22 protein-coding genes are annotated in these 21,887 nt (G+C 53.4%); 4 read left to right on the forward strand and 18 right to left on the reverse strand.

Going from position 1 to position 21,887, the window contains the following annotated elements; genetic code table 11:
• Positions 1 to 77: 77 nt before the first annotated feature.
• The 3 genes from VK70_RS14945 to VK70_RS14955 form a co-directional block, all read right to left on the reverse strand.
• A complete protein-coding gene (locus VK70_RS14945; protein ID WP_025700402.1) occupies positions 78 to 467 on the reverse strand; it encodes a DUF3397 domain-containing protein in 390 nt (129 codons plus the stop codon).
• A gap of 6 nt (positions 468 to 473) precedes the next feature.
• On the reverse strand, positions 474 to 1,430 hold the full coding sequence (locus tag VK70_RS14950) for a ketopantoate reductase family protein (RefSeq protein ID WP_025700403.1): 957 nt from the start codon (positions 1,428 to 1,430) through the stop codon (positions 474 to 476).
• Between the two features lie 196 nt (positions 1,431 to 1,626).
• Entirely contained in the window at positions 1,627 to 2,271 is a 645-nt protein-coding gene (locus VK70_RS14955) for an RsfA family transcriptional regulator (RefSeq protein WP_025700404.1), read from the reverse strand.
• A gap of 343 nt (positions 2,272 to 2,614) precedes the next feature.
• Here VK70_RS14955 and VK70_RS14960 point away from each other — a divergent pair, with 343 nt between their 5' ends.
• Positions 2,615 to 2,851, forward strand: a complete 237-nt coding sequence (locus VK70_RS14960) for a DUF2626 family protein (RefSeq protein WP_025700405.1) — start codon at positions 2,615 to 2,617, stop codon at positions 2,849 to 2,851.
• Between the two features lie 168 nt (positions 2,852 to 3,019).
• Positions 3,020 to 4,168 (forward strand): coiled-coil domain-containing protein, encoded by a 1,149-nt coding sequence (locus tag VK70_RS14965; protein ID WP_025700406.1) that lies wholly within the window; start codon positions 3,020 to 3,022, stop codon positions 4,166 to 4,168.
• A 22-nt stretch (positions 4,169 to 4,190) separates the two neighbouring features.
• On the opposite strand, the gene VK70_RS14970 is transcribed toward VK70_RS14965, so the two are convergent.
• Both VK70_RS14970 and VK70_RS14975 read right to left on the reverse strand, forming a co-directional pair.
• Positions 4,191 to 5,432: an ABC transporter substrate-binding protein gene (locus VK70_RS14970; RefSeq protein ID WP_025700407.1), complete on the reverse strand. Its 1,242-nt coding sequence runs from the start codon at positions 5,430 to 5,432 to the stop codon at positions 4,191 to 4,193.
• A 159-nt stretch (positions 5,433 to 5,591) separates the two neighbouring features.
• Positions 5,592 to 6,923 (reverse strand): PhoH family protein, encoded by a 1,332-nt coding sequence (locus tag VK70_RS14975; protein WP_025700408.1) that lies wholly within the window; start codon positions 6,921 to 6,923, stop codon positions 5,592 to 5,594.
• Between the two features lie 105 nt (positions 6,924 to 7,028).
• Here VK70_RS14975 and VK70_RS14980 point away from each other — a divergent pair, with 105 nt between their 5' ends.
• Positions 7,029 to 7,565: a YhcN/YlaJ family sporulation lipoprotein gene (locus tag VK70_RS14980; protein WP_025700409.1), complete on the forward strand. Its 537-nt coding sequence runs from the start codon at positions 7,029 to 7,031 to the stop codon at positions 7,563 to 7,565.
• A gap of 70 nt (positions 7,566 to 7,635) precedes the next feature.
• Here the strand turns inward: VK70_RS14980 and VK70_RS14985 are convergent, their stop codons facing one another.
• The 12 genes from VK70_RS14985 to VK70_RS15040 form a co-directional block, all read right to left on the reverse strand.
• Entirely contained in the window at positions 7,636 to 8,088 is a 453-nt protein-coding gene (locus tag VK70_RS14985) for a pyridoxamine 5'-phosphate oxidase family protein (protein WP_025700410.1), read from the reverse strand.
• A gap of 112 nt (positions 8,089 to 8,200) precedes the next feature.
• The gene (locus tag VK70_RS14990; protein ID WP_025700411.1) at positions 8,201 to 9,280 is read right to left on the reverse strand and encodes an LCP family protein; all 1,080 of its coding nucleotides are present in this window, start codon (positions 9,278 to 9,280) and stop codon (positions 8,201 to 8,203) included.
• Between the two features lie 83 nt (positions 9,281 to 9,363).
• Positions 9,364 to 9,663 carry a YlaH-like family protein gene (locus tag VK70_RS14995; RefSeq protein WP_025700413.1) on the reverse strand — a complete coding sequence of 100 codons (300 nt, stop codon included), beginning with the start codon at positions 9,661 to 9,663 and terminating at the stop codon, positions 9,364 to 9,366.
• 318 nt (positions 9,664 to 9,981) lie between these two features.
• Entirely contained in the window at positions 9,982 to 11,823 is a 1,842-nt protein-coding gene (typA, locus tag VK70_RS15000) for a translational GTPase TypA (protein ID WP_025700415.1), read from the reverse strand.
• Between the two features lie 185 nt (positions 11,824 to 12,008).
• Entirely contained in the window at positions 12,009 to 12,515 is a 507-nt protein-coding gene (locus VK70_RS15005) for a hypothetical protein (protein ID WP_046724305.1), read from the reverse strand.
• Between the two features lie 204 nt (positions 12,516 to 12,719).
• Positions 12,720 to 13,379, reverse strand: coding sequence for a TerC family protein (locus tag VK70_RS15010; RefSeq protein ID WP_025694319.1), 660 nt, complete (start codon positions 13,377 to 13,379; stop codon positions 12,720 to 12,722).
• Between the two features lie 89 nt (positions 13,380 to 13,468).
• Positions 13,469 to 14,749 carry a tRNA uracil 4-sulfurtransferase ThiI gene (gene thiI / locus VK70_RS15015; RefSeq protein ID WP_051504980.1) on the reverse strand — a complete coding sequence of 427 codons (1,281 nt, stop codon included), beginning with the start codon at positions 14,747 to 14,749 and terminating at the stop codon, positions 13,469 to 13,471.
• 1 nt (position 14,750) lies between these two features.
• Positions 14,751 to 15,902 carry a cysteine desulfurase family protein gene (locus tag VK70_RS15020; protein ID WP_046723446.1) on the reverse strand — a complete coding sequence of 384 codons (1,152 nt, stop codon included), beginning with the start codon at positions 15,900 to 15,902 and terminating at the stop codon, positions 14,751 to 14,753.
• A gap of 109 nt (positions 15,903 to 16,011) precedes the next feature.
• Positions 16,012 to 16,722 carry a lytic transglycosylase domain-containing protein gene (locus VK70_RS15025; RefSeq protein ID WP_025695791.1) on the reverse strand — a complete coding sequence of 237 codons (711 nt, stop codon included), beginning with the start codon at positions 16,720 to 16,722 and terminating at the stop codon, positions 16,012 to 16,014.
• Between the two features lie 171 nt (positions 16,723 to 16,893).
• A complete protein-coding gene (locus VK70_RS15030) occupies positions 16,894 to 17,289 on the reverse strand; it encodes a hypothetical protein (RefSeq protein WP_025695792.1) in 396 nt (131 codons plus the stop codon).
• Positions 17,290 to 17,300: 11 nt separating this feature from the next.
• Positions 17,301 to 17,525 carry a DUF1540 domain-containing protein gene (locus tag VK70_RS15035; RefSeq protein ID WP_025695793.1) on the reverse strand — a complete coding sequence of 75 codons (225 nt, stop codon included), beginning with the start codon at positions 17,523 to 17,525 and terminating at the stop codon, positions 17,301 to 17,303.
• Positions 17,526 to 17,631: 106 nt separating this feature from the next.
• The gene (locus VK70_RS15040; RefSeq protein WP_025695794.1) at positions 17,632 to 18,126 is read right to left on the reverse strand and encodes a YpuI family protein; all 495 of its coding nucleotides are present in this window, start codon (positions 18,124 to 18,126) and stop codon (positions 17,632 to 17,634) included.
• Between the two features lie 194 nt (positions 18,127 to 18,320).
• Between VK70_RS15040 and VK70_RS15045 the strand changes: the two genes are divergently transcribed.
• Positions 18,321 to 20,207 carry a S8 family peptidase gene (locus VK70_RS15045; protein ID WP_025695795.1) on the forward strand — a complete coding sequence of 629 codons (1,887 nt, stop codon included), beginning with the start codon at positions 18,321 to 18,323 and terminating at the stop codon, positions 20,205 to 20,207.
• A gap of 17 nt (positions 20,208 to 20,224) precedes the next feature.
• Here VK70_RS15045 and pdxR read toward each other — a convergent pair whose 3' ends face one another.
• Positions 20,225 to 21,814: a MocR-like pyridoxine biosynthesis transcription factor PdxR gene (gene pdxR, locus VK70_RS15050; protein WP_025695796.1), complete on the reverse strand. Its 1,590-nt coding sequence runs from the start codon at positions 21,812 to 21,814 to the stop codon at positions 20,225 to 20,227.
• Between the last annotated feature and the right edge of the window lie 73 nt (positions 21,815 to 21,887).

Raw genomic sequence — 21,887 nt, forward strand, 5'->3', positions numbered from 1 at the left:
GAGGAATGTACTCGTAAATAAAGTTTTTTAATTTTTTTAAAAATTATGTGACAACCTTATTCTATTCATGTTAGATTTCATGACATTACCTTTAGGATATACTTAATCATTCCGACAACCATGAATACCACATAACCTGTCCCCATGAACAAAAAGCCAAGCCTCCAGACCGCCCTCAGCAATCTTTTCCCGTCTACCTTTCCCTTCAGGCGATTCTGAGCGCCGCCGATCAATCCCGCCGCAATCAGCACAAGCAGGAGAATCAGATAGAATCCGAAGCCCGAATGAAAAATGATATTGAACAGCGCCGATACGGAGAACAGCAGAAAAACAGTCGTCACATCCATAGCCAGCTGTAGAGCCGGCTTCTTGTCCCGCCCCATAGCAACAGAGATAAAATAGACGAGCAAAAAAGGCAGTACAGGCGTTATGCTTAATACGATCAGCGAATTGCGGAGCCATTCCAAGCGGCTTCACCTCTCCTTTACAATCATGCCCTCCACCATCCTGATTATCAATCGGTGCGCGGGCACATCTACGCCCGACTGGTTCGCCAATTCAACCAGACTGCCGTTAATCCAGCCGATTTCCGTCTCCCTGAAGGCCAGAACGTCAGCCAGCATGGAGGACAGATTTCCGGATGTCGCGCGGCATACTTCAAGTATGTCATCCCATAGGCTGAATTCGTAGGCAATACCGCAGGCGTCATAGACGGAAACCGCTTCCTCGTAAAGCTCCCTCATCATGCTTAGGCGCAGATCTGAGGCCAGCAGTTCACCGTTCGGAATACGCCATACAGCAGTCAGCGGATTAATTACGGCATTAATCAGAAGCTTCCGGAAAATTGCAATATCCACTTCATTCGACAACGTTACGGGAAATCCTGCTAACACCAGCGCCTCGGCCAATGAAGCTGCCGTAATATTCTCCACGGTCCCGTTCTCCCCCCACAAACCGATGACCGTCCGTCCCGTCCCAGCGTGAACGACACGGACTGGAGACTCCCGCTTGGCTCCTTCCGTCGTTACGGCGGCATACAGATGGGCCGCAGGCAGCAGTTCCTGAAGCAGTTCCAAATGTCCCCAGCCGTTCTGAAGACATAGAAGATTCAGTTCGCTTTGCCGAAGCGGAGCAAGGAGTTCCGGCAGCATGCTGCGAAGCGGCCCTTGTTTGACTGCTAGCACTAGCCAGTCTCCGGGCTGCTCCGGATAGAGCCGGGAGAACTCGCTCATGGGCAGTGCTTCAACCTCGCTGCCTGGAACCAGGATCGGCTGCCGTCCGTCCTCATAGCTTATCGTAATGCCGTCTTCCGAAAGCGCCGCGCGCTGCTCTTCGCTTCTGCACCATAGCCTCACTCTGTTTCCGGCAAAGATCAGCTTCCCCGCCAGCAGAAGTCCGAGCGAGCCTGCACCAATAATATCGATTCTCAAAGCTCTATCCACCGTCCATCCATCATATAATTAGCAGTTCCGTGGTTTTCGCAAAAGCAACTGAGCACGCTTTGAAGCCACGATCCCATTTTACGGGGTTACTTGTCTAGTATATCGGGCGGTGGACAAAAGGAAAATCCCGCCTGCGCGGCATCTATTCATGCCGCAGGCGGGATTTTGTAAATATTGCTCTCCTTCATTCGATTCTTTCCAGATTTCCGTTGGCGTCCATCTTGAAGCGGTTCTTGATTTCCTCTTCCTCTTCGCTTAAGAATGCGAGCCTGCGGGCGCGGTCCATGATCTGAATAAGCGCCTTGTAGTCATCGTTAACCACGCGATAATCGCTTTGGGCCGTATTCACTTCTTTGGACAATCTCTCATTCTCGGCTCGGAGTTCGGACAGCTCCTCCTCCTTATCGCGAAGATCCCTTTCCAGCATTTTTAGCTGACGGCCCGCCTCCTGATAAGTACCCTTCCACTGTCTCAGAAACCGGATAACGGCATCGATGGACAAGGAGTTCTCGGCTCCTTCATTCCCGTAAATCTCATCACCGTCACCGATAATGAAGCCGGCTACCTGCGCGCCTCTGGACGAGGTTTGTTTTTTCAGATAGCTCCTTTTCTGACGCTGGCCTTTCGCAATAGTTATCGCTTCCTCGTAGCTTTTGCGAACACTGCTGTTCCAGCGAAATCCGCAGGCCGCCGATGTCCTGCCGATTCTTTCGCCCACTTCTTCAAACGCGGCGAGCTGTGTACTGCCTTCCCGGATATGGCGCAGTGTAACCTCGGCCAAAATGAGATCGTCTTCCTCGCTCCAGGCATCCTGTCTAATGGCTGTCATAAAGCCAAACCTCCTAGTAACATCTTGAAATAACCATTTTCATAACCGGCGATCCCGCCAGCAAGTGAATGGGGATAAAAGCTGCTTACTCCATTCCTATGCCTCTCATAGAGTTCATAGAATCTATTTGATACTCATTTGTATTTCCATTTTGGCTTCGGCTCATACGCAGTCGTGGGAAAATAGCGCTTTTAGCATCTTCCCCCGCCGTCAATCATATAGATCACATTCCCTGGGAAATCGCCCTCTTTTTCCATTGTATTCGTTTACACTGTTTTGCTCGCCGGGTATAATAAATATAAGGTTTATCCATTCGTTTAAGCCTAAGGAGGGGGATGGTAAAGTGGCTCGGATGTTTCGTGTACTGGGATTTTTCACGCTGACAACCGGTCTGATGGCGTTTGCTGGCGGTATGATCGAAATGGCCCTGTTGTTCTTTTTACAGACCGCATTTTTCGTGATCATGGGGTATATGAAGTTTACCGAAAAAACCTATATCCTGCTGTTCTGGGGCTATATGATTGTCACATTTACAGGCTTCAGCTACTGGACGATCTTTGAGATGGGCCTTCCCCTGTGAGCATCAGCTAAAAGCACCTGAGCAAACAACGGAATCAAAGCCCCACGCTGTGGGGTTATTTTGTGTGACTTGATATAGGCTGCCGGCCTGAAAAGCGGTATGATATTTTTACAGGATCGAACATATCATACCTAGCATAAGCTAAGTTCTTCCAAGGAGGTGAGTGCGGTGCTCTTCCGCAAACGTCTGGCTTTCTTTCCGCTTATACTGCTCTGCTGCTCGCTGCTGCTGATTCCTCAGGCGCCGTATTCGTCTGCCGATCCGGAGCAAAGCGCACCGGCCGCCGCTCCTTCCGCTTCCCCTTCTTCTATGCCGTCTTTTCCGGATAATGAAGAAGCCCGCAGGCTGATGCAGCAGACACTGTCCGCAACTGAAATCGAGAAGGAAATTGAACGCATCGGCGCCGAGCAGCACACACTTGAACAAAAGACAGCCGAATTGAGCAGCCAAGCCGCCAAGAAAAAGTCCGATATCGCGGAAAAAGAAAAACGGGCTGGCGCCATTGTACGCGCCTACTATACAGGAGACAGGGACCCTTTGCTGACCGCCATGCTATCTGCAAAGACTCTCAGCAAATGGTTCATTCTGCTCGATTACTATGAAATGATTATGGGTCATGACCAAGAAATACTGGCGGAGTATGAGAAGGAGTATAAAGATCTGCGGACCACGCTGGCGGCGGCGGAACGCACTTCGCAAGAGTTGGCGGAACTGAGAAGCGCCTTAGAGGAACAGAAGCTGCGAGTTGAGGCTTTACACAAGGATATTGACGGCACCATTCAGAGCAGCGGGAATCCGGAGAGCATGGCAGCCCTTCTGGAGGAATTTACAGCTTACTGGCAAAATATCGGGATTCATGAAGTCAAGACTTATTTTAAAGCGCTGTCCGCGGCGATGAATCATCTCCCGCAGTTCGTAGAGAGCCGTGACGGCGTTCTGACGCGCCGGGGGATGACTTACGAATTGAATTTGAAGGAAGCGGACTTGAATGAATTTTTGCATTCCGAGAACAAGCTGTTCGACAATTTCGCTTTTACGTTCGAGAGCGGTTCGGTTATCGCCACTGGCAAGAGCGGGGACTTGTCGCTTCGCCTTCAGGGACATTACACCATACAGGAAGAGCCAATGAACGGGCTGATGTTCCATGTGGACAGCATCATCTTCAATGGCCTTGAATTACCCGATACGACGCGCAAATCACTGGAAGAGGAGTTTGATCTGGGCTTCTATCCGTCTAAGATCGTCTCTTTCCTTCGCGCCTCTGAAGTGGACAGCAAGGATCGCGTGCTTCATGTGAAGCTTACCCTGTCGTTCTGAGGTTAATCCGCCATCCGCTCGTTCAGAGCCCATGATCCTCTCCCTCAGGTGAATACGAGAGCGCTTTGATAAATCCCGCCGCATCCAGTTTGCCGGTCAGCAGCAAACCCGCCGCTGACGTTATTTCGCTCCAATCGGCCTGAGGCTCTCCGGTCTGGTCGGCTCCACCCGTAAGCAAGCTGCCAACGTCAAATGGAAGACTGTCTCCGCCCGGAAGCCCGCCCCGGTACGGTTCTTCCGCCGCAGGCAGCCGCCCGGTGCCGGCCAGCCAATCCAGCTGTGACCTCGCTGATGTTATGTACGACAGCCAGTCGGCCGCCGCCTCCGGACTTCGGGTCTGCGCGGAGAGGGCGAAGCTGCGGCTGTACAGCGTCTCATCTCCGGCAGCATCTCCCCTCCACGGCGCCTCCGCAACCAGATCCCCGCCTCCGCTCTTCTGCCACTCGGATAGCGGGAGCACGGCTGCGGCGATCTTACCCTCCCGAAGCATATTCCAGACTCCTTTGTCCTGCTTGTCCGCCAAATAGATGGAGCTGCGCGCCCGCCCGATCCAGTCAAGCGCCTCTCGGTTCCCCCGAAACAGGGAACTGCTTACACTTTCCAGCAAGGCGGACACACCGTAAGCGCTGCCCGCATCCATCGCCAGCACGTATGTACCCGGCTTCGCGAGGCTGTGTTCCAGCAGCCGGTTCCACTGGTCAACCGTTCTCGGCAGCGCCTCCGCTCCGAGCTCTTCCATCACCTTTGGCGAATAGACAAAGACATACGGATCAATATCCAGCGGCATGCCCCAGACATAACCGTTCCATTGCAGCAGCGGCAGCAGCGGGGTTAGCGGCGTACCCCCGGGCGAGCTCCGGTATACGTCAACCGGCAGCAAATACCCCTGCTGCGCCAGTTCCCTGATATGATGCGTTTCTGTCATCACAATATCGGGCCTGTTCCCGATCGTCAGCTCATTCATCAAAGCATCGTCTCCGGCTGCTTCTCCTAGATTGTTCAGCTCTACCGTCACTCCGCTGGATAATGCGTAATGGCCGCTAATTTTTTGCAGTTCGCGGAACTCCTTGTAGCTTAGCGACACCGATATCCGCAGATGGGCCGGCTCGCCCTTTTTCCGGGGGGAGGAGCTTTGCGATTGCGATTGATATTCGTTCAAGGCAGGAGAATCATCCGTTTGATTCAGGTCCATACTGGGAGATAAGCTCGTCAGCGACAGCAGCAAAATTGCAAACAGCAGCCAGTAATTTTTGCGTTTCAGCATATTCTCCTCCTTGTCCGTTTCGGGGCCCATCTCCCTATTTTACCAGTCCGCGGCGCATTTGTCTGCCCATTTGATGTTAGCGCTTTCACATCATTCTACATAAAGCAGGGGCCGAAAGCTTCCTCCCGGCCCCTGCTTTTAATGTTAATAGGAACGGTTCTACAACAAATCCGCAGCCAGTTGAGCCAAGCGGGATCGTTCCCCTTTTTCCAGTGTAATATGACCGCTTATGCCCTGCTGCTTGAACTTTTCCACAATATAGCTGAGCCCATTGCTTGCGGCATCGAGATAAGGATGGTCGATCTGCTCAGGGTCGCCCATCAGAATAACCTTGCTGCCCTCGCCCGCTCTGGAGACAATCGTCTTGACTTCGTGGCGTGACAGATTTTGCGCTTCATCGATGATGATGAATTGTCCCGGAATGGAGCGGCCGCGGATATAGGTCAGCGCCTCAACCTGAATGCTGCCGAGACCCATCAGAATTTTGTCGATGTCGCCGGCTTTCTTCGTGTCGAACAGGAACTCCAGATTATCGTATATCGGCTGCATCCACGGCCGGAGCTTTTCGTCTTTTTCACCAGGCAGATAGCCGATGTCCTTGCCCATCGGAACGACAGGCCGGGCAATCAGCAGCTTCTTGTATTTATGCTCATCCTCAACCTTGAACAGTCCGGCGGCAAGCGCCAGGAGCGTCTTGCCCGTTCCTGCTTTGCCGGTGATGGTGACAAGCGGAATTTCCTCATTAAGCAAGAGTTCGAGCGCCATCCGCTGCTGCGCATTACGGGCGCTGATTCCCCATACGGGATCGTTGCCGAGATAGAGCGGCTCCAGACGGCTGCCGTCGCTGCTTACCTTGAGCAGCGCCGATTTGCCGCTGCCGATCTCATCCTTCAGGATAATAAATTCATGGGGATACAGCGGATAGGTCAACTGCAGCTGCTTGACGGAAAGGGAACGGTTGCTGTAATACTCGTCGATCAGCGCCGGGTGAACAGGCAGTGTCTGGTACCCGGCGTACAGTTCATCCAAGTCGCCTGTGCGGTCGGATAAATAATCCTCCGGCGTAATGCCGAGCACATCGGCCTTAATACGGACCAGAACATCCTTGCTTACGAGCACGACTGGCCGGGGATCGGCCTTCTCGCTCTCCTCTTGCAAATAATTAAGCGCCACAGCCAAAATCCGATTGTCAGTGGATACCTCGCCGAACATCTCCTGCACCTTGATGAAGCTGCGATGATTCAGTTCGACCTTCAACTTGCCCCCGTGCTCAAGCTCCACACCGCTGTGCAGATGACCCCGCTCGCGAAGTCCGTCGAGCAGGCGGGACACCGTACGGGCATTGCGTCCGATTTCATCGGCGTTCCGTTTTTTATTATCGATCTCTTCCAGCACCACAGCGGGAATGATGACTTCATTCTCTTTAAACGAAAAAATCGAATTGGGGTCGTGAAGCAGTACATTGGTATCCAGTACAAAGATCTTTTTCATGTTATCCCCTCCACAGCGCCTGGTTTGTCTTAAAGATACATAACTCTTTTCGCCGCTGGCAAAGATAAAATCAGAATTCATCTTGGACGAAAGGAGTAAGCATCTATGAGAAAATCAATTTGTCTGTTGCTGGTCCTTCTACTGCTGCTGACAAGCTGCGGTATGGCTAAAAAAGGATCATCACCCTCTCCTCAGGATAAACAATCGGCAGGGCATGGCGTGAATTACGGGGAACGCGGGGTAAGACCGCTAGCCGACGATGGAACGGCCGTTGTCTCCCCAAGAGACGCCGAGCTTAAATATCATCTGGAACAGCTGGCCAAAAGAGTGCCTGGCGTCAAGGGAGCACACTGCGTCGTAATGGGCAACACCGCGGTTGTCGGTATCGACGTGGACGGGTCGCTCAGCCGCTCCAGAGTGGGAACAGTGAAATACTCGGTCGCCGAGGCTTTTCGCAAAGACCACAGAGGCATTAACGCGCTTGTGACCGCGGATGTCGACATGGCATCACGAATTGCCGAGCTGAGCCGCCACTTCCGTCAAGGCCGCCCTGTCTCCGGCTTTGCCGCCGAGATGGCCGATATCATCGGCCGGATCATTCCTCAGGCTCCCGAAGATACAACCCCCCGGGGTCAGCATTAACCTTTTTATCGGCAATTCTGCCCACAGATTCAATGGTCCAAAGGTCAAAAAAAGCCCAGTGAACCTCTCACTAGGCTTTTTGCATTGCGGCAAATACTTGTCCATCCAGCTTCTCCGCCGCACGCTGATCATATGCCTTGGCATATTTGGGAGCGGATTCTAACTGCGCGCCATAAAAAAGCGCATTTCGCACCGCCGAAATTTGCACATCGAAGCAGCACAGCTCGAACGGAACATCCGGAAGCGGATCGATCTTAACGACCGCGCTGCCATTAATGGCATGAACCGTTTCTTCCCCAAAGACAGTCAAAGTTACCAGGGGATTCTCCTTTATGTTTCTGACCAGCCTGGAACGGTGATCAATCGCCAGTCTGAGCGTGGAAGAATCCACTGCATAGACCCACGAAATAACCGTAGACGTAGGGCCGCCGCTTTCCGCATCAACGGTATTAAGCAGCACAAATGTTTCGTTCTGCAGCAACTTCAGCAGGGATTCGGTAAGCTGGGCAGCGGATTCGGACATGTTGACAGGCCCCCTTGTGCAGCATGTTAGAACTTAGTTAATTATATTATAACATAGGCCCAAACTTGCATTCAATTTGGGAAAGTCAGGGGGTGCTCGAGCCGCCGCGCATCTACTGAGCTGCGGACGCCGCCGGAGCTACTCCAGCCTGCCGGTCCCTCAGACTCTGCTTCGCGGCATCAAGAGACTTTTCGTTAATATATACATAAGGGCTGTGCCAGGTGCCGGTCACGGGCTTAAATTCCACGTTATCCTTGGACATTTTCCAATAAGCTGCGATCATGTTCTTGATCTGATCCTTCTCGATGTCAGTCTGCATGTTATCGTTGATCGCATCCAGCACCCCGCCGATTTTTACAGCTCCCCCCAGCGATTGCATCTGGTCCATGAGCGAATGCAATACCTCGCTTTGGCGCCGGTTGCGGTCGAGATCGTCAGAGGGTTTCGTTTCCGGTTTACAGTTGGATTTGCGGTAACGGACATAATCGAGCGCGTCGTCGCCTTTTAGCTCGGCCGGACCCTTTTTCAGATTGATGTCGGTGCCGTCCACGCTGTCCGTATAGCACATATCCTCGCTGATGTTGACTTTCACCCCGCCAAGCTCGTCGACCGCCTCCCGGAAGCCCTGAAAATTAATCACGGTTACGTAGTCGATCCTGACTCCCAGATATTTACCCATCATCGTCTTCATTTCGTCCTCAGCGGAGATGCCGGAGGTCTCTTCCTTGACTTTGAAACGCGGATAAAACGCATTGATCTTCGTTCTCTTGTACCCATCCAGCTCCATATACGTATCACGGGGAAGCGAAACGATGGTTGCCGATTCCGTCTGCGGATTGAGCGAGGCCACCATGATGACATCCGTCAGATACGATTCATGCTTCGGCCGGTAATCCGTACCGAGCAGCAGCAGCGTCAGAGGCTTGACTTTGGCTGAGTTTCCGGCGGACACCGGTTTATCGACACCCGTATTCAGCACACCGCTGTCCAGCTTGTAGTACAAATACAAGAAGTAGCCGACCACGACGAGCGCCGACAGCAATACGAGAATCAACAGCATTCTTCCAAGCCTGGCCCAAAAGCCAGGTTTTTGTTTGCGGACCGCCTTCTTGGAAGACGGCCCTGCGGGCTTCCTGCCACCGCTGCTCTGTCCTCTGGATCTCGGAGGCAAACTGTTATTTCTAGTACTCATAATAAAATTAAGTCCTTTTCATTTTTGGGAATTAGTAAAATCTACTAAAGCAATAGACGTAATTATCGCCAAAAGGTTGCGGTTTATCGCCTCTTTGCCGAATCAGCCGCTGCCCTGCGCTTCTGCCTTGCCTCTAGAAAATAGCGAACCCGGACGAGCAGCATCAGACCGACGGCGACGAGCAGGCACTGAATGATCGGCAGCTTATCATGCTGAAAAATAAGCAGAATGCCCGAACCAAGGGCCATCAGCGCATAGAGCATAACTTCCTTCAGCAGAGACAGCTTCTGATTTACCCGAAATACCCGGTTGTACACATAAGTAAGCAGAATAAAGATAACGACATAGGCAATCAAGGGGTGCGCGGCAAACCAACTTTGCAAGGGTTGTCACTCCTTCCGGTTATGGATGCTATATCCATTATATCACCGAAAAAGGCTGAGACGCCTCAAAACATTCCGGTTCGCTGCCTGCTTTCTTCTATGTGATTTTTATCGGCAAAATGCTAATCCGCCTTTATCGCATAAGTCCCGTAAAAGCGAATCAGCCGCCGGAATGAGATTCCGGCGGCTGATTCTTTTAAAATATAAGTATTTGTAAGCTGAGCGCTTATCATTTTAACTTATATTTCTACGAGAAACGGGTGTCCTCCTTCCGCGAGGACGGCGAAGTCGTTTCTTCTTGTCTGAGAGTGCCTTTGATTACATATTGGCTTCGGCCATTTTACGATGCTTCTCCGCACGCTCGCGTTCGCTCTTGTTCAGAATTTTCTTGCGCAGGCGAACGGATTTCGGCGTGATTTCACAATATTCGTCATCGTTCAGGTATTCCAGCGCTTGCTCCAGCGAGAACAGGCGAGGCGTTTTCAGCTTGACGGTATCGTCCTTTGTAGCGGAACGGACGTTGGTCAATGCTTTTTCCTTACAGATGTTTACAACGATGTCATTATCGCGCGTATGCTCGCCCACGATCATGCCTTCGTAAATATCGGTACCCGGCTCCAGGAACATGATGCCCCGATCTTCCACGCCCATCAAGCCGTAGAAGGTGGAAGTTCCGGTCTCGGTCGAGACGAGCACGCCCTGATGGCGTCCGCCCACCTGACCGCCGATCAGCGGAGCGTAGCTGTCGAACGCATGGTTCATGACGCCATAGCCGCGTGTCAGCGTCAAGAAATGCGTGTTGTAGCCGATCAGGCCGCGCGCCGGAATCAGGAACTCCAGACGTACCTGGCCGTTGCCGGTGTTGATCATGTTGACCATTTCGGCCTTACGGGTCCCCAGGCTCTCCATAACGGCGCCCATGCTGTCTTCCGGCACATCGATAAGCAGTCGCTCGAGCGGCTCCATCTTAGCGCCGTCGATTTCCTTGACGATAACCTCAGGCTTGGAAACCTGCAGCTCGTATCCTTCGCGGCGCATGTTCTCGATCAGAATACCGAGATGCAGCTCACCGCGGCCTGAGACGATAAAGGCGTCGGGACTGTCGGTTTCATCTACGCGCAGGGAAACGTCGGTCTCAAGCTCTTTGAACAGACGCTCGCGCAGCTTGCGGGAGGTTATCCACTTGCCTTCCTTACCGGCGAACGGGGAATTATTGACCAGGAAGGTCATTTGCATCGTAGGCTCGTCAATTTTCAGGACAGGCAGAGCCTCAGGGTTCGCAGGGTCAGCGATGGTCTCGCCGATGTTGATGTCCTTGATCCCGGCGATCGCCACGATATCACCCGCGCCGGCTTCCTCCGTCTCTACGCGCTTCAGCCCTTGGAACCCGAACAGCTTCTCGATGCGCGCCGACTTGTGCTTGCCATCGCGCTGAATGACTGTAACTGCCTGGCCTTGGCGGATAACACCGCGGTTGACGCGGCCGATGGCAATACGGCCCAGATACTCGTTATAGTCCATCAAGGTTACAAGGAACTGCATCGATTCTTCCACGCTCTCCGTCGGAGACGGAATGTGCTCGATGATTGTTTCATACAGGGCAAGCATGTTGTCATCCTGTTTCTCCGGATCAAGGCTGGATGTACCGTTCAGCGCGGAGGCGTAGACGACCGGGAATTCAAGTTGCTCATCGTTAGCTTCAAGCTCGATGAACAGGTCCAGCACTTCGTCGATCACTTCGCTCGGACGGGCGGCCGGACGGTCGATTTTGTTGACGACGACAATCGGCGTCAGATTTTGTTCGAGCGCTTTGCGCAGCACGAATTTCGTCTGCGGCATACAGCCCTCATACGCATCAACGACAAGCAGCACGCCGTCAACCATCTTCATAATCCGTTCCACTTCTCCGCCGAAGTCTGCGTGTCCGGGCGTATCCACAATATTGATCAGGAAATCTTTATAAGTAATGGCTGTGTTCTTTGCCAGAATCGTAATGCCGCGTTCCCGTTCCAGATCGTTGGAATCCATGGCGCGCTCCTGTACCGTCTCGTGCTCGCGGAAAATCCCCGATTGCTGCAGCAATTGGTCGACGAGTGTCGTTTTGCCATGGTCAACGTGGGCGATAATCGCAATGTTGCGAATTTGTTCTCTTGAATGCATGATTTGTATCCAAATCCTTTCATTTATCAAATAAAATCAATTGAAATTTGCAGCAGAATTGGAGGCTTCATAAAAGAAGCGCCGGACGCAAAACCCGACGCTTCAACATTATTTTTAATTGTAGCGTGAAAGCACTGTGAAAAGCAAGTATTTTCATGAAAAAACAATATTGAGACTCAGTTAGCTTACCAGCCCCGGTTCCACTTATTCCGCCCGCTGCTGCGTCCCGCAATCAGCCAAATTCCCGCCAGAACGAGAACAATTCCGATAATGTACATAATGCCCGAGCCCAAGATGCTTAGGAACATCAGCGCCACACTGAGAACGCCGAGTACGATGGCGCCTATGGTTAATCCGCCGCTTCGCGGAGATACGAAAAGCGAATACTCGTAAAGGCCAACCGCCACGCCCAGCGGCAGTACAGGCCAGAGATAAGCCATCAGTCCCCAGCTCCACGTGTTGCACAGGCCAAACAGCAAGCCGTATACGGTGAGAATACCGGCGGGTATAAGCGCGGCAGACGTAATCCGCCGGCCGAAGACGAGAACATGCAGGAATATTCCAGGCAGCAGCAGAAGCAACGGCCACAGCGCCCGTCCTAAAAAACCGAATACCCCTAATTTTCCCAGTAAAATAACAAGCCCAGCGCATACGACGAACAGACCCAGCTTTATATCGTTTTTGGAGGACATCATACCACCCATCCCTTCAACTCGCATCTCTTCCGCTCCGCATCGGCTGTCCGACGCTTCAGGATTCTTCTTTATTTTATCCGAATCCCGCAAAAAACACCATCATTCGCCACTGAAAGCCAAAAGAAAAGACCCCACGGAATGGAGCCTTTTCCTTTGAATTCTGAACAGAAACTCTACGCGGGCAACTTTATTTCTCCTTTTCTACCCCGCTCTTGGGGTATGCCGCTTGATCCCGCCAGCCGCCACGACGGCAACGCCCAGCGCAACCGGCAGTAAAGAATGAAGAGTGGGCAGCAGGAAAGACAGCATCGCGCCCAGCTTGGCGTCCTGAAGGAGCATCTCCCCGGAGGTGTAGGCCAGAATATAAGCGCCTAGATAAATAAGGAACGGAAAGCGGTGCAGCCACCCGGTGATAATGCCGCTGCCCCATACAACGACCGGAATGCTGAGCGCAATCCCGATGACAATTAGAGCCAAATCGCCCTTCGCCAGTCCCGCAATGGCAAGGACATTGTCGAGACTCATAATAAAATCCGCCGCCAAAATGGTCCGGATTGCCTTCCATACCGTCGAGCCTTCGCTCACGCGGATATGATCTTCCTCCTCCAGCAGCAGCTTGAATGCTATCCAGAGCAGCATGAGGCCGCCGCCAGCCTGAATATAAGGGATTTTCAGCAGCAGCACCGCCGCCAGCGTCAGGATGCAGCGCAGAAGCACAGCCCCTGCCGCTCCCCACCATACGGCCTTTTTCCGGTGCCTGTCCGGCAGGTTTTTGCTCGCCATCGCGATCACTACGGCATTGTCTCCGCTGAGCACTAAATTCACCATTAAGATTTCCCCAAGCAGCCATATCGATTCCATCGAACATTCCTCCCGAACCGGCTATGTAACTACTTGTATGCTCAGCCAAGGCAAGCTATGCTTCCTGTCCCATTTCCCCCTCTTTCTTGTTAGAACCATTCTTCGTTGACGGTTGCGATCAAATCGGCCTCATCGGCAGGGCGTTCATCTCCATGCGGAGTGACTTCCACCGTAATTACCGCTGCAGCCGCCTCGGCAAGCCGATCCGCATAACCGGGCAGCGTCGCTTCGATCTTCTCAACGATTTGCAGATTCGGATTGGTTGTCGGCGACTTCGGCAGGAACAGTGTGCAGCAGTCCTCATAAGGAAGAATCGATAAATCATAGGTGCCGATTTGCTTCGCAAGATCCACAATTTCGGCTTTGTCCATCATAACGAGCGGCCGCAGCAGCGGCAGCTCGGTCGCGCGCCCAATGACATTCATGCTGGGCAGCGTCTGGCTGGCCACCTGGCCCAAACTTTCACCGGTGATTAGCGCCAGCGCACCCTCGCGTTCCGCGAGCGCTGTCGCGATCCTCAGCATCGCCCTTCGCATCAGTGTAACCATTAGATTGTCCTGACCGATTCCGGCAAACGAAGTCTGCACCTCCGTAAACGGGACCAGATGCAGCCGAATTTTTCCCGCATACCGCGACAATACCCTGGCCAAATCGACAACCTTCTGCCGGGCTTCCCGGCTTGTATACGGATAGCTGAAGAAATGAACGCATTCCACCTCCAGCCCCCGCCGCATGGAAGACCATGCCGCCACCGGACTGTCAATCCCGCCTGACAGAAGCAGCATGGCCTTGCCGTTGGTGCCGAGCGGAAAGCCGCCCACTGCGGGAATACTCTCGCAGAAAATATAAGCTTGCTGTTCACGAACCTCCACCCTCAGCTCGAGCTCCGGCGTTCTGACGTCGACGGAAAGCGCCTGGAAGGCTTTAAGCAGCGGAGCGGAGACGAGACGGTTCATCTCCTGCGAGCCATATGGGAAATCCTTCCATACCCGCCGGGCATTCACTTTGAAGGTTGTTCCAGGTTCGGGATTGAGCATTTCAATAAATCGAAGACTTGCCTCCACGATTTCCTCAAGCGCCGGCCTAACTGCTTTTACCGGACTTATGGATGAAATGCCGAATACTTTGACCAGCGCTTCCAGCAGCTCCTGCGCGGGTTCTCCGTTCAGCTCCACATATATCCGTCCATATTCTTTAAGCAGCCTCGCCCTGGAATAAGGCTTGACGATTTCCCTTACATGCCGCAGCATCGTCTTCTCGAAACGGGTGCGGTTCTTGCCCTTAAGCGTAAACTCTCCGAAACGCAGCAGCAGCATGTCGGCGTATTCTATGCTTGTTCCCGCCAAACGCGCGGGTTCTATCGGTTTCATGTTACCGCATGCCTCCTTCAGCAATCTTCAAAGCTTTAATTGCGCCAAGCAGCGCCTGTTCCAAAGCGGCAACATCGCCTGCGGTATGCTCATCCCCGAAGCTGATGCGAATGCCGCCAAGCGCCGCACTTTCATCCCTGCCGATCGCGAGCAGTACACGGCTCGGTTCGGCCAGCCGCGATGAACACGCGGAGCGGGTGGATACCAGCATGCCGAGCTGCTCAAGCTGTCGCGCCATAACCTCGCCTTTCATGCCGGGATAAGAAAAATGCACGATATGAGGCGCTCCCTTTTCGCTGCTATTCACGATGAATTCGGGTATTTCCCGCAAAAATGCCAGCAGCCTGTTCCGGAGCGGCAGTATGCGGGAGACGAATTCTCCCCGCCACTCGGAGGCCATCCGCACCGCTTTGGCTCCGGCGACGATCGCCGGGAGATTTTCCGTTCCGGCACGTAGGCCGCCCTCATGGGAGCCGCCGCTCAGCAGCGGGAACAATTGAACCCCTTCTTTGACATACAGCAGGCCGCTTCCGCGGGGACCACGGATTTTATGCGGAGACAAGCTGTACAAGTCCGCTCCGAAATCCCGGGGATCTCCGGGGAGCTTGCCGAACCCCTGAACGCCGTCCACATGGAACAGCGTCCGGGGGTTAGCCGATTTGACGGCGCGGCTGATCTCCGCCAGCGGCTGCACCGAGCCGATTTCGTTATTGACGTGCATTACGCTTACAAGGACCGTATCGCGCCGTACTGCCCCGGCAACCTCTGAAGGGTTCACCGTACCATTTGCATCAGGCCGGATGAAGGTGACTTCCCAGCCCATTTGTTGCAGCTGCAGGCAGCTCTCATAGACGGAAGGATGCTCGATCTCCGTCGTTATGATATGGCGGCCTCTTCCCGTATACTGCAAAGCGGCGCCTTTAATGGCCAGGTTGTTGCTTTCCGTTGCCCCGGAGGTGAATCTGATCTCCCCGGGGAGAACGCCAAGCGCAGCGGCACTTACTTCCCGGGCCCGTTCAATCAGAGCGGCAGCCTCGGCTCCGGCCCGGTGCAGCGAAGAGGGATTCGCATAATGCAGCCTCATTAGCTGCTCCACCGTGCGCGCGACCTCATCATAGGGCGGCGCGGCGGCGGCATAATCCCAATAAATCATATATGCCAAAACTCCTTTGCTGTCAATAAAGTGAAAGGATCAAACGGGGACCCGGCGGCCGGAGCACGGCGCGAACGGTTTGTCCCGTTTGACCCTTTCTATTATACCGCTATACTGCATATTTGGCGCGGGCGCGTTCGATTTTGGCAATATAGGCCTGCGTCTCTTCCGGCAGCTTGTCCAATTGCTGCATCAGTTCTTCGTCCGTGCTAACCCCGAGCTTGATCACGCGGGCCGGACCAGCGTTATAGGCAGCAAGCGCCATTTTCTCCTGTCCGTTAAACCGATTCAGCTGATACGACAAGTAGCGGACGCCTCCGTCAATGCTTTGCGCCGGATCGAACGGATCGGATACCCCGAGCCCTTCGGCGGTGCCATCCATTAGCTGCATCAGTCCCTTGGCTCCCGCTGAGGAAACAACATTCGGATTGAAAGAGGATTCCGTATCAATGACCGCTTTAATCAGATCGGTAGGCACTCCGTATTTGGACGACGCCGCCTGAATAAGATTTTCATAGCTGGTCGGTTTTGCCGCTGCATCCGCAGCTCCATTAACATCCGCTCCCGCTATTTCCCCGGAAATACCGCCTGCCCCCACGGCCCCGACTTTCTGCCATAGCAGCCCGTCTTCGGGCGCAGCAGTTCGGGCCTTCACCTCACCGGAAGATGATGATTGATCCGCAAGAACAGCCTCGAATCGAGATGCTCCCGATGTGGAGCTTTTATTATTTTTTGCCGAAACGCCTGCATCAGCTGAGCTTCTTAGGTTAATCCAATTCAATTGGCCAGTCTCGCTGGCGACGGCGGGATTAATATTCATGCTGCCGCATTCCCTCTTCCCTTAATCTAGTACTTTAATAATTATATCGGTTTTTGGAGGGAATTTGTTAAATATAGTTTTATTTTATGCTGCCTGCGGGTTTTAAAAAAGGCTCTCAGCCCCTTTTCCAAGGTCCGAAAGCCTTCTTTGCCAACTGTTCCCTGTTAAAACCTAACGAGCGAAAGGAATCATAACGAAATAACTTAGCGTTGCGACAATACCAAGACCGATCGCCCAGCCTCCGGCTGTTTTACGGCCCTTATTATAAGCATAATAGCCCAATACTGCCGCCGACGGTCCCAAAATAACCGGCCAAATGAACAGAGAAGCAATGCCTAAGACCAGTCCGGCATAACCGGCAGTCTTATCCGCATCCCCCTCCCTGTCAGCAGTTCGCTCCTTCGAACCGTCTGGAGAGTCAGAACGGACTGGAAGCGGACTGATCTCGGATGCATATTCCTCGCGATGCTCGGGCGATTTCCGGGGGTAATCGACTCTGCGCGGACGCAGCTTGATTTTTTTGCGTTTGGAGCCGTTTAATCCTGAATCCTTGTGTCCACTGTCCATAGGGAACCCTCCTACGCTTTCGGCTTAAAGGTAAGACAACAGGTTGCAGAGGAATTAGCCGCAACATCATGATGATTCGCGTAGGTCATTTCTTCGGCTAATTCTTCTTTCATCCGGCTTCCCGAGTGCTTGTCGATTTCAATAATGATTTCCTCGGCGCGGCAGATGTTGCTCTCACCCCAATAATTACAGTTACTGACACTGCAGTTGACTATGGTTTTTGCGGCATTTGCCATTGGATATCACCTCGGCTTCATTATGTCCTTTCGGCAGAGCTATTATGCAGCGCGGAGAGTTCTTGAATAAAAAAAGCCTCCCGCACATTCGGGAGACTTTTGGAAATTACAATTGATTTTGCATACGCCGCTCAGTCAAATAATCGTTCTCGTAGTAGGTGAGATCATCGCGCAGTTCCTCATACACCTTGGTAATGTCCAAAATGATATCGCGGACGGGACGAACCGGCTTTTTGCGGAAACGGATGGCATCCTGCCCCGTGTAGGCGTAACGTCCATCTTCCGAGTAGCTTTCATTTTTCGGATAGAAGAAGTTATTGACGCCATAGTGGTAAACATTATAAAGCGCTTTTTGCGCAAACTCCTCATTAAATGTGGCGCGGCGGAGCGCAACTCCCAGCTTCTCGTACGACATCTCGGAGAATACCAGCAAGTGACGGAGGTCAGACAGAAATCCTTGATAAAAATGCGTCGTTTCCTCGTCCGGTTCGGGCGCAAGCTGCGGCAGCGCGTAGTGATTTAGGAATGCCTCCATTTTCTCAATGGCATATTTAAGCTTTTCTCTCGTCGTTTCGCACAAATTCTGAATATTGGCTGACATGGCGGTTGCTCCCCCTTATTGTCTTCGGCTATAAATTTAACTTGCCTGCTGTTACATAATTCCTTGCATTTCAATCGTTTTCATGTCTATCCTAACATAAAAATAGGTTCGGCGGTATCCCTTTTACACATGTATAAATCAGGCTGTGTCCTCCCATTCTAACCTTATTACAATGTCAGGGAGGAGCGGGAAATATGTCTCGCAAAAATATTGCCATCGCCGGTCTGCTCACAGCGGTCTGCGCTTCCGTACTGGTGTTTATCATAGCTACGCATCCTGGAACGGGGAACATCGGGGGGCAGCCGGGATATGTGCCTCCAACTCAGGAGAAGCCTCTGAAAAAAATGGCGCTGATCCAGGATGTTGCCGCCACGGATAAGCTGAACCGCGTTGATGCGGGCCGGGATTTGCGCGCAATGCTTACGGCAACCGAAGGCAAGCCGCCGCGTGATGTTGCATTGTATGCGCAGCAGTTGGAACAGAGTCACGGGCATATTGCCATGCTTATGTGGATCGATTTCTCGAGAGAGCAGATTCGGACATTCAAATCCGTTCCGCCCGAAGGCACCCGCGAGCAGCAGCAGCGTCTTCGTCAGTATTTGAATGCCGCCAAATCGGCGGTTAAAAAGCATCAATCCTACGAATCGCCTTCATTTGCCGTCGGAACCCGCAAGTACTTTATTATGGGTCAGCGGAGCCGGGATGGTCAAGTCGGCGTACTCGCCCTAATCGACCAGACCATACTCAGCCGGGTGGCTGAGCACCAGCGAAAAAACTTGCGGCTCATCCCCTACCCCAAAGAAGGCAAATTTCGCGTCGAGTCCGTGCATACCGACACACTGCGGGACATAACCGTCAAGACCGGGCATGACAATGAGAACGCGAGCCATTTTTACGAGAACGAAATCGTTGTCCGGTTCAGGGAAGGCCATCCGGGATCAGACCAGCTTAGAATAATAACCGCCGACATCCGCTGCGGAGCTCCCCGCAAGCTGGGTTACGCCTACATCTTCCGTTCTGCCAATATGAGTTATTCTCAGCTCAAGACATACTTCGCTAATAAGTGGCACCCACTTTACACCGAGCCTCACTATCTGTACTTAACCAATGATTCTACAGATGAAAATACAGCCTCGGTAATAACTCCGAATGATCTGCTGTTCCCCGACTATCAATGGAATCTGCCGGCGATCGAAACCGGCCGGGGGTGGAATTTGTCCAAGGGCAGCGACAAGGTTACCGTCGCCGTTGTCGATACCGGTGTTCAGGCCGATCATCCCGATCTTCGCGGACAGCTGCTCTCCGGCTACAACGCTATCACCAGCGGAGCCAAACCCGCCGATGATGTAGGCCACGGCACCCATGTCTGCGGCATTATCGGGGCACTGGTAAATAATTCCGAGGGAGTGGCTGGCATCAGCTGGTACAACAAAATCCTGCCGGTCAAAGTGCTGGATAAAACCGGAGCCGGCACTACCTATTCTGTTGCCGAAGGCATTATTTGGGCGGCGGACAACGGGGCCAAGGTCATCAATCTCAGCCTTGGCAACTATGCCGATTCGCAATTCCTGCATGATGCCGTCAAGTACGCTTACGACAGGGACGTGGTCCTGGTATCCGCCGCCGGAAACGACAACACGGAACGCCCGGGTTATCCCGCAGCCTATCCCGAGGTGCTGGCTGTCGCTGCGACGAACGCTTCTGGCGACAAAGCATCCTTTTCCAACTATGGCGATTATGTCGATGTCGCAGCGCCCGGTGAAAGTATCGCCAGCACGTATCCGGGCAGCCAGTACGCCGCGCTGTCGGGAACTTCCATGGCCAGCCCGCATGCCGCCGCCCTCGCCGGTCTGGTACGCTCGCTGAATCCGGATTTGACGAACCAAGAGGTCATGGATCTCATGACCAAGAATACCGTCGATCTCGGCAGCCCGGGTCATGATAAATATTTTGGCTGGGGCCAGGTGGATATCTACAAAACGCTGCAGGCAGCCTCCGGCGGCGAGGTTCCGCTTGAGCTGTGGCCGCAGCATGTCAGGAAGAAAATTAATCTGCTGGAACGCAGACTGAAGATTAAATAAGAGCGCCGGTCAAATGATCATATTATTCTGCCGTTTATAGCTTCCTTGAGCAGCGGCATCAGGAGCAGCAGACCGCGCTCCATTTGCGCTTCCTCCATTTGGGCATAGCAGAGCCGGATATGGCTGGACGACGGCTCGCCGGCATAGCATACATGCCCTGCCAGAAAAGAAATGCCCTGCCGCGACGCACTCCTGTACAGCTCTCCGATGTTGACAGAAGCAGGAAGCTCAAGCCACAAATTAAGTCCGCCCCCGGGGAGACTCCACTTCACTCCTTGCGGAGCGTGACGTTTCAGCAGCCTGGCCGCTTTTTCCATACGGGAACGCAGCGCGGTCCGCAGCTCCTGCGTATAAGCGTCATATTTGCCCGCGATGAACGGGAGCACCGCGAGCTGATTCAGCAGCGGGCTGCCCAGGTCGCTCGCTGCCTTCGCGGCGATCAGCCGTTCAAGGATATCGCCTTCAGCGGCTACGCAGGCAATCCGGCAGCCCGGAGCAAGCACTTTGCTGAAGCTTTTCATATAGATGACATGCCCGTCCTTATCCATGCTTTTGATCGAGGAAGGAGGGGGAGAATAGAAATATAAATCGGAGAAAGGATCATCCTCCACTATGAGACAGCGGTAGCTTCGGGCAAGCTCGAGAAGCCGTTGTCTTCTTTCCATGCTCATCGTAACTCCGCTCGGATTCTGAAACGTGGGCACGGTATAAATCAGCTTGGGCGGACGCCGGTCGCACAGCTTCGTCAGCAGGTCGATGCGCATGCCGTCCTGATCCATGGGAACGGATATCATCTCCGCTCCCCTTCCCGCAAAAACGTCGATAGCTCCCGTATAGCTGGGCGCCTCCAGATACACCGCATCGCCGGGGCCGACAAAGGTCCGCGCCACCAAATCGATTCCCTGCTGGGTCCCGCTCGTAATCATCAAACTTACGGCGGACAGGGGGATGCCGCGTGCCCGCAGATGTGCTGTCATCACTTCCCGCAGCCCGAGATCCCCCTGAAAATTACCGTAGACCGACATCAGCTCCGGCCGTTTCGCCACCAGCAGCGTCATCGCCTCGCCGATCTCTTTCAAGGGAAGCAGTCCGGAATGAATGGCTGCCAGATGGAAGGAATATTCCGCCTCGGAGTAATCAAAATTCCGCCACAGCTGCGCTCGCGGCAAATAATCGCCGTAGTCCTCCTGCCAGGCGAATTTCCTCTGCGCCGAAGCTGCCTTCTGTAATGCGTTCCGGCCTGGACTCCGGCTTCCGCCGCCTTTCTCCTCCCATTGATTCTCATTCTTATTTCTATCCCCGGTTCTTCGGTCTTCGGGCCGCCCGGCGCTTCCGCCGCGGTACTCCCCGGCTTCCAGTTTCCCGTCTTTCAGCGGGGCGACAAAGCAGCCGAGGCCTTGGCGGCGCACAATCCGTCCGCGTCTTTCGAGGTCGGCGTACGCCTTGCTGATCGTCACCTGGCTGACGCCGAGCGAGACCGCCAGCTTCCTTACGGAAGGCAGCTTCGCCCCCTTCTGCAGCAGTCCGGAGGATATGCGCTGCCCGAGCGCCTCGCTAATTTGCAGCGGAAGCGGTTTGCCGCCGGCGCGGTTCAATTCGATACGCATTGCTTTAGCTCACCCCCACTGTTATATTTGAAGCTTTACTGTTATACACCTCTGCCGCTATGATACCATCAAA

Origin of the sequence: Paenibacillus durus ATCC 35681, from assembly GCF_000993825.1 — a bacterium.
Taxonomy (GTDB): Bacteria; Bacillota; Bacilli; order Paenibacillales; family Paenibacillaceae; genus Paenibacillus_AQ; species Paenibacillus_AQ durus_B.

What these genes read in the sequence shown, in the direction of transcription:
- VK70_RS15020 (WP_046723446.1), bottom strand. Translation starts at nt 15,902, where the DNA reads ATGATTTATTGGGATTATGCCGCCGCCGCGCCGCCCTATGATGAGGTC.
- VK70_RS15030 (WP_025695792.1), bottom strand. Translation starts at nt 17,289, where the DNA reads ATGGACAGTGGACACAAGGATTCAGGATTAAACGGCTCCAAACGCAAA.
- pdxR (WP_025695796.1), bottom strand. Translation starts at nt 21,814, where the DNA reads ATGCGTATCGAATTGAACCGCGCCGGCGGCAAACCGCTTCCGCTGCAA.
- VK70_RS15005 (WP_046724305.1), bottom strand. Translation starts at nt 12,515, where the DNA reads ATGTCCTCCAAAAACGATATAAAGCTGGGTCTGTTCGTCGTATGCGCT.
- VK70_RS14990 (WP_025700411.1), bottom strand. Translation starts at nt 9,280, where the DNA reads ATGAGTACTAGAAATAACAGTTTGCCTCCGAGATCCAGAGGACAGAGC.
- VK70_RS14955 (WP_025700404.1), bottom strand. Translation starts at nt 2,271, where the DNA reads ATGACAGCCATTAGACAGGATGCCTGGAGCGAGGAAGACGATCTCATT.
- typA (WP_025700415.1), bottom strand. Translation starts at nt 11,823, where the DNA reads ATGCATTCAAGAGAACAAATTCGCAACATTGCGATTATCGCCCACGTT.
- VK70_RS15045 (WP_025695795.1), top strand. Translation starts at nt 18,321, where the DNA reads ATGTCTCGCAAAAATATTGCCATCGCCGGTCTGCTCACAGCGGTCTGC.
- VK70_RS14970 (WP_025700407.1), bottom strand. Translation starts at nt 5,432, where the DNA reads ATGCTGAAACGCAAAAATTACTGGCTGCTGTTTGCAATTTTGCTGCTG.
- thiI (WP_051504980.1), bottom strand. Translation starts at nt 14,749, where the DNA reads ATGAAACCGATAGAACCCGCGCGTTTGGCGGGAACAAGCATAGAATAC.
- VK70_RS14980 (WP_025700409.1), top strand. Translation starts at nt 7,029, where the DNA reads ATGAGAAAATCAATTTGTCTGTTGCTGGTCCTTCTACTGCTGCTGACA.
- VK70_RS15010 (WP_025694319.1), bottom strand. Translation starts at nt 13,379, where the DNA reads ATGGAATCGATATGGCTGCTTGGGGAAATCTTAATGGTGAATTTAGTG.
- VK70_RS14975 (WP_025700408.1), bottom strand. Translation starts at nt 6,923, where the DNA reads ATGAAAAAGATCTTTGTACTGGATACCAATGTACTGCTTCACGACCCC.
- VK70_RS15040 (WP_025695794.1), bottom strand. Translation starts at nt 18,126, where the DNA reads ATGTCAGCCAATATTCAGAATTTGTGCGAAACGACGAGAGAAAAGCTT.
- VK70_RS15025 (WP_025695791.1), bottom strand. Translation starts at nt 16,722, where the DNA reads ATGAATATTAATCCCGCCGTCGCCAGCGAGACTGGCCAATTGAATTGG.
- VK70_RS14985 (WP_025700410.1), bottom strand. Translation starts at nt 8,088, where the DNA reads ATGTCCGAATCCGCTGCCCAGCTTACCGAATCCCTGCTGAAGTTGCTG.
- VK70_RS15035 (WP_025695793.1), bottom strand. Translation starts at nt 17,525, where the DNA reads ATGGCAAATGCCGCAAAAACCATAGTCAACTGCAGTGTCAGTAACTGT.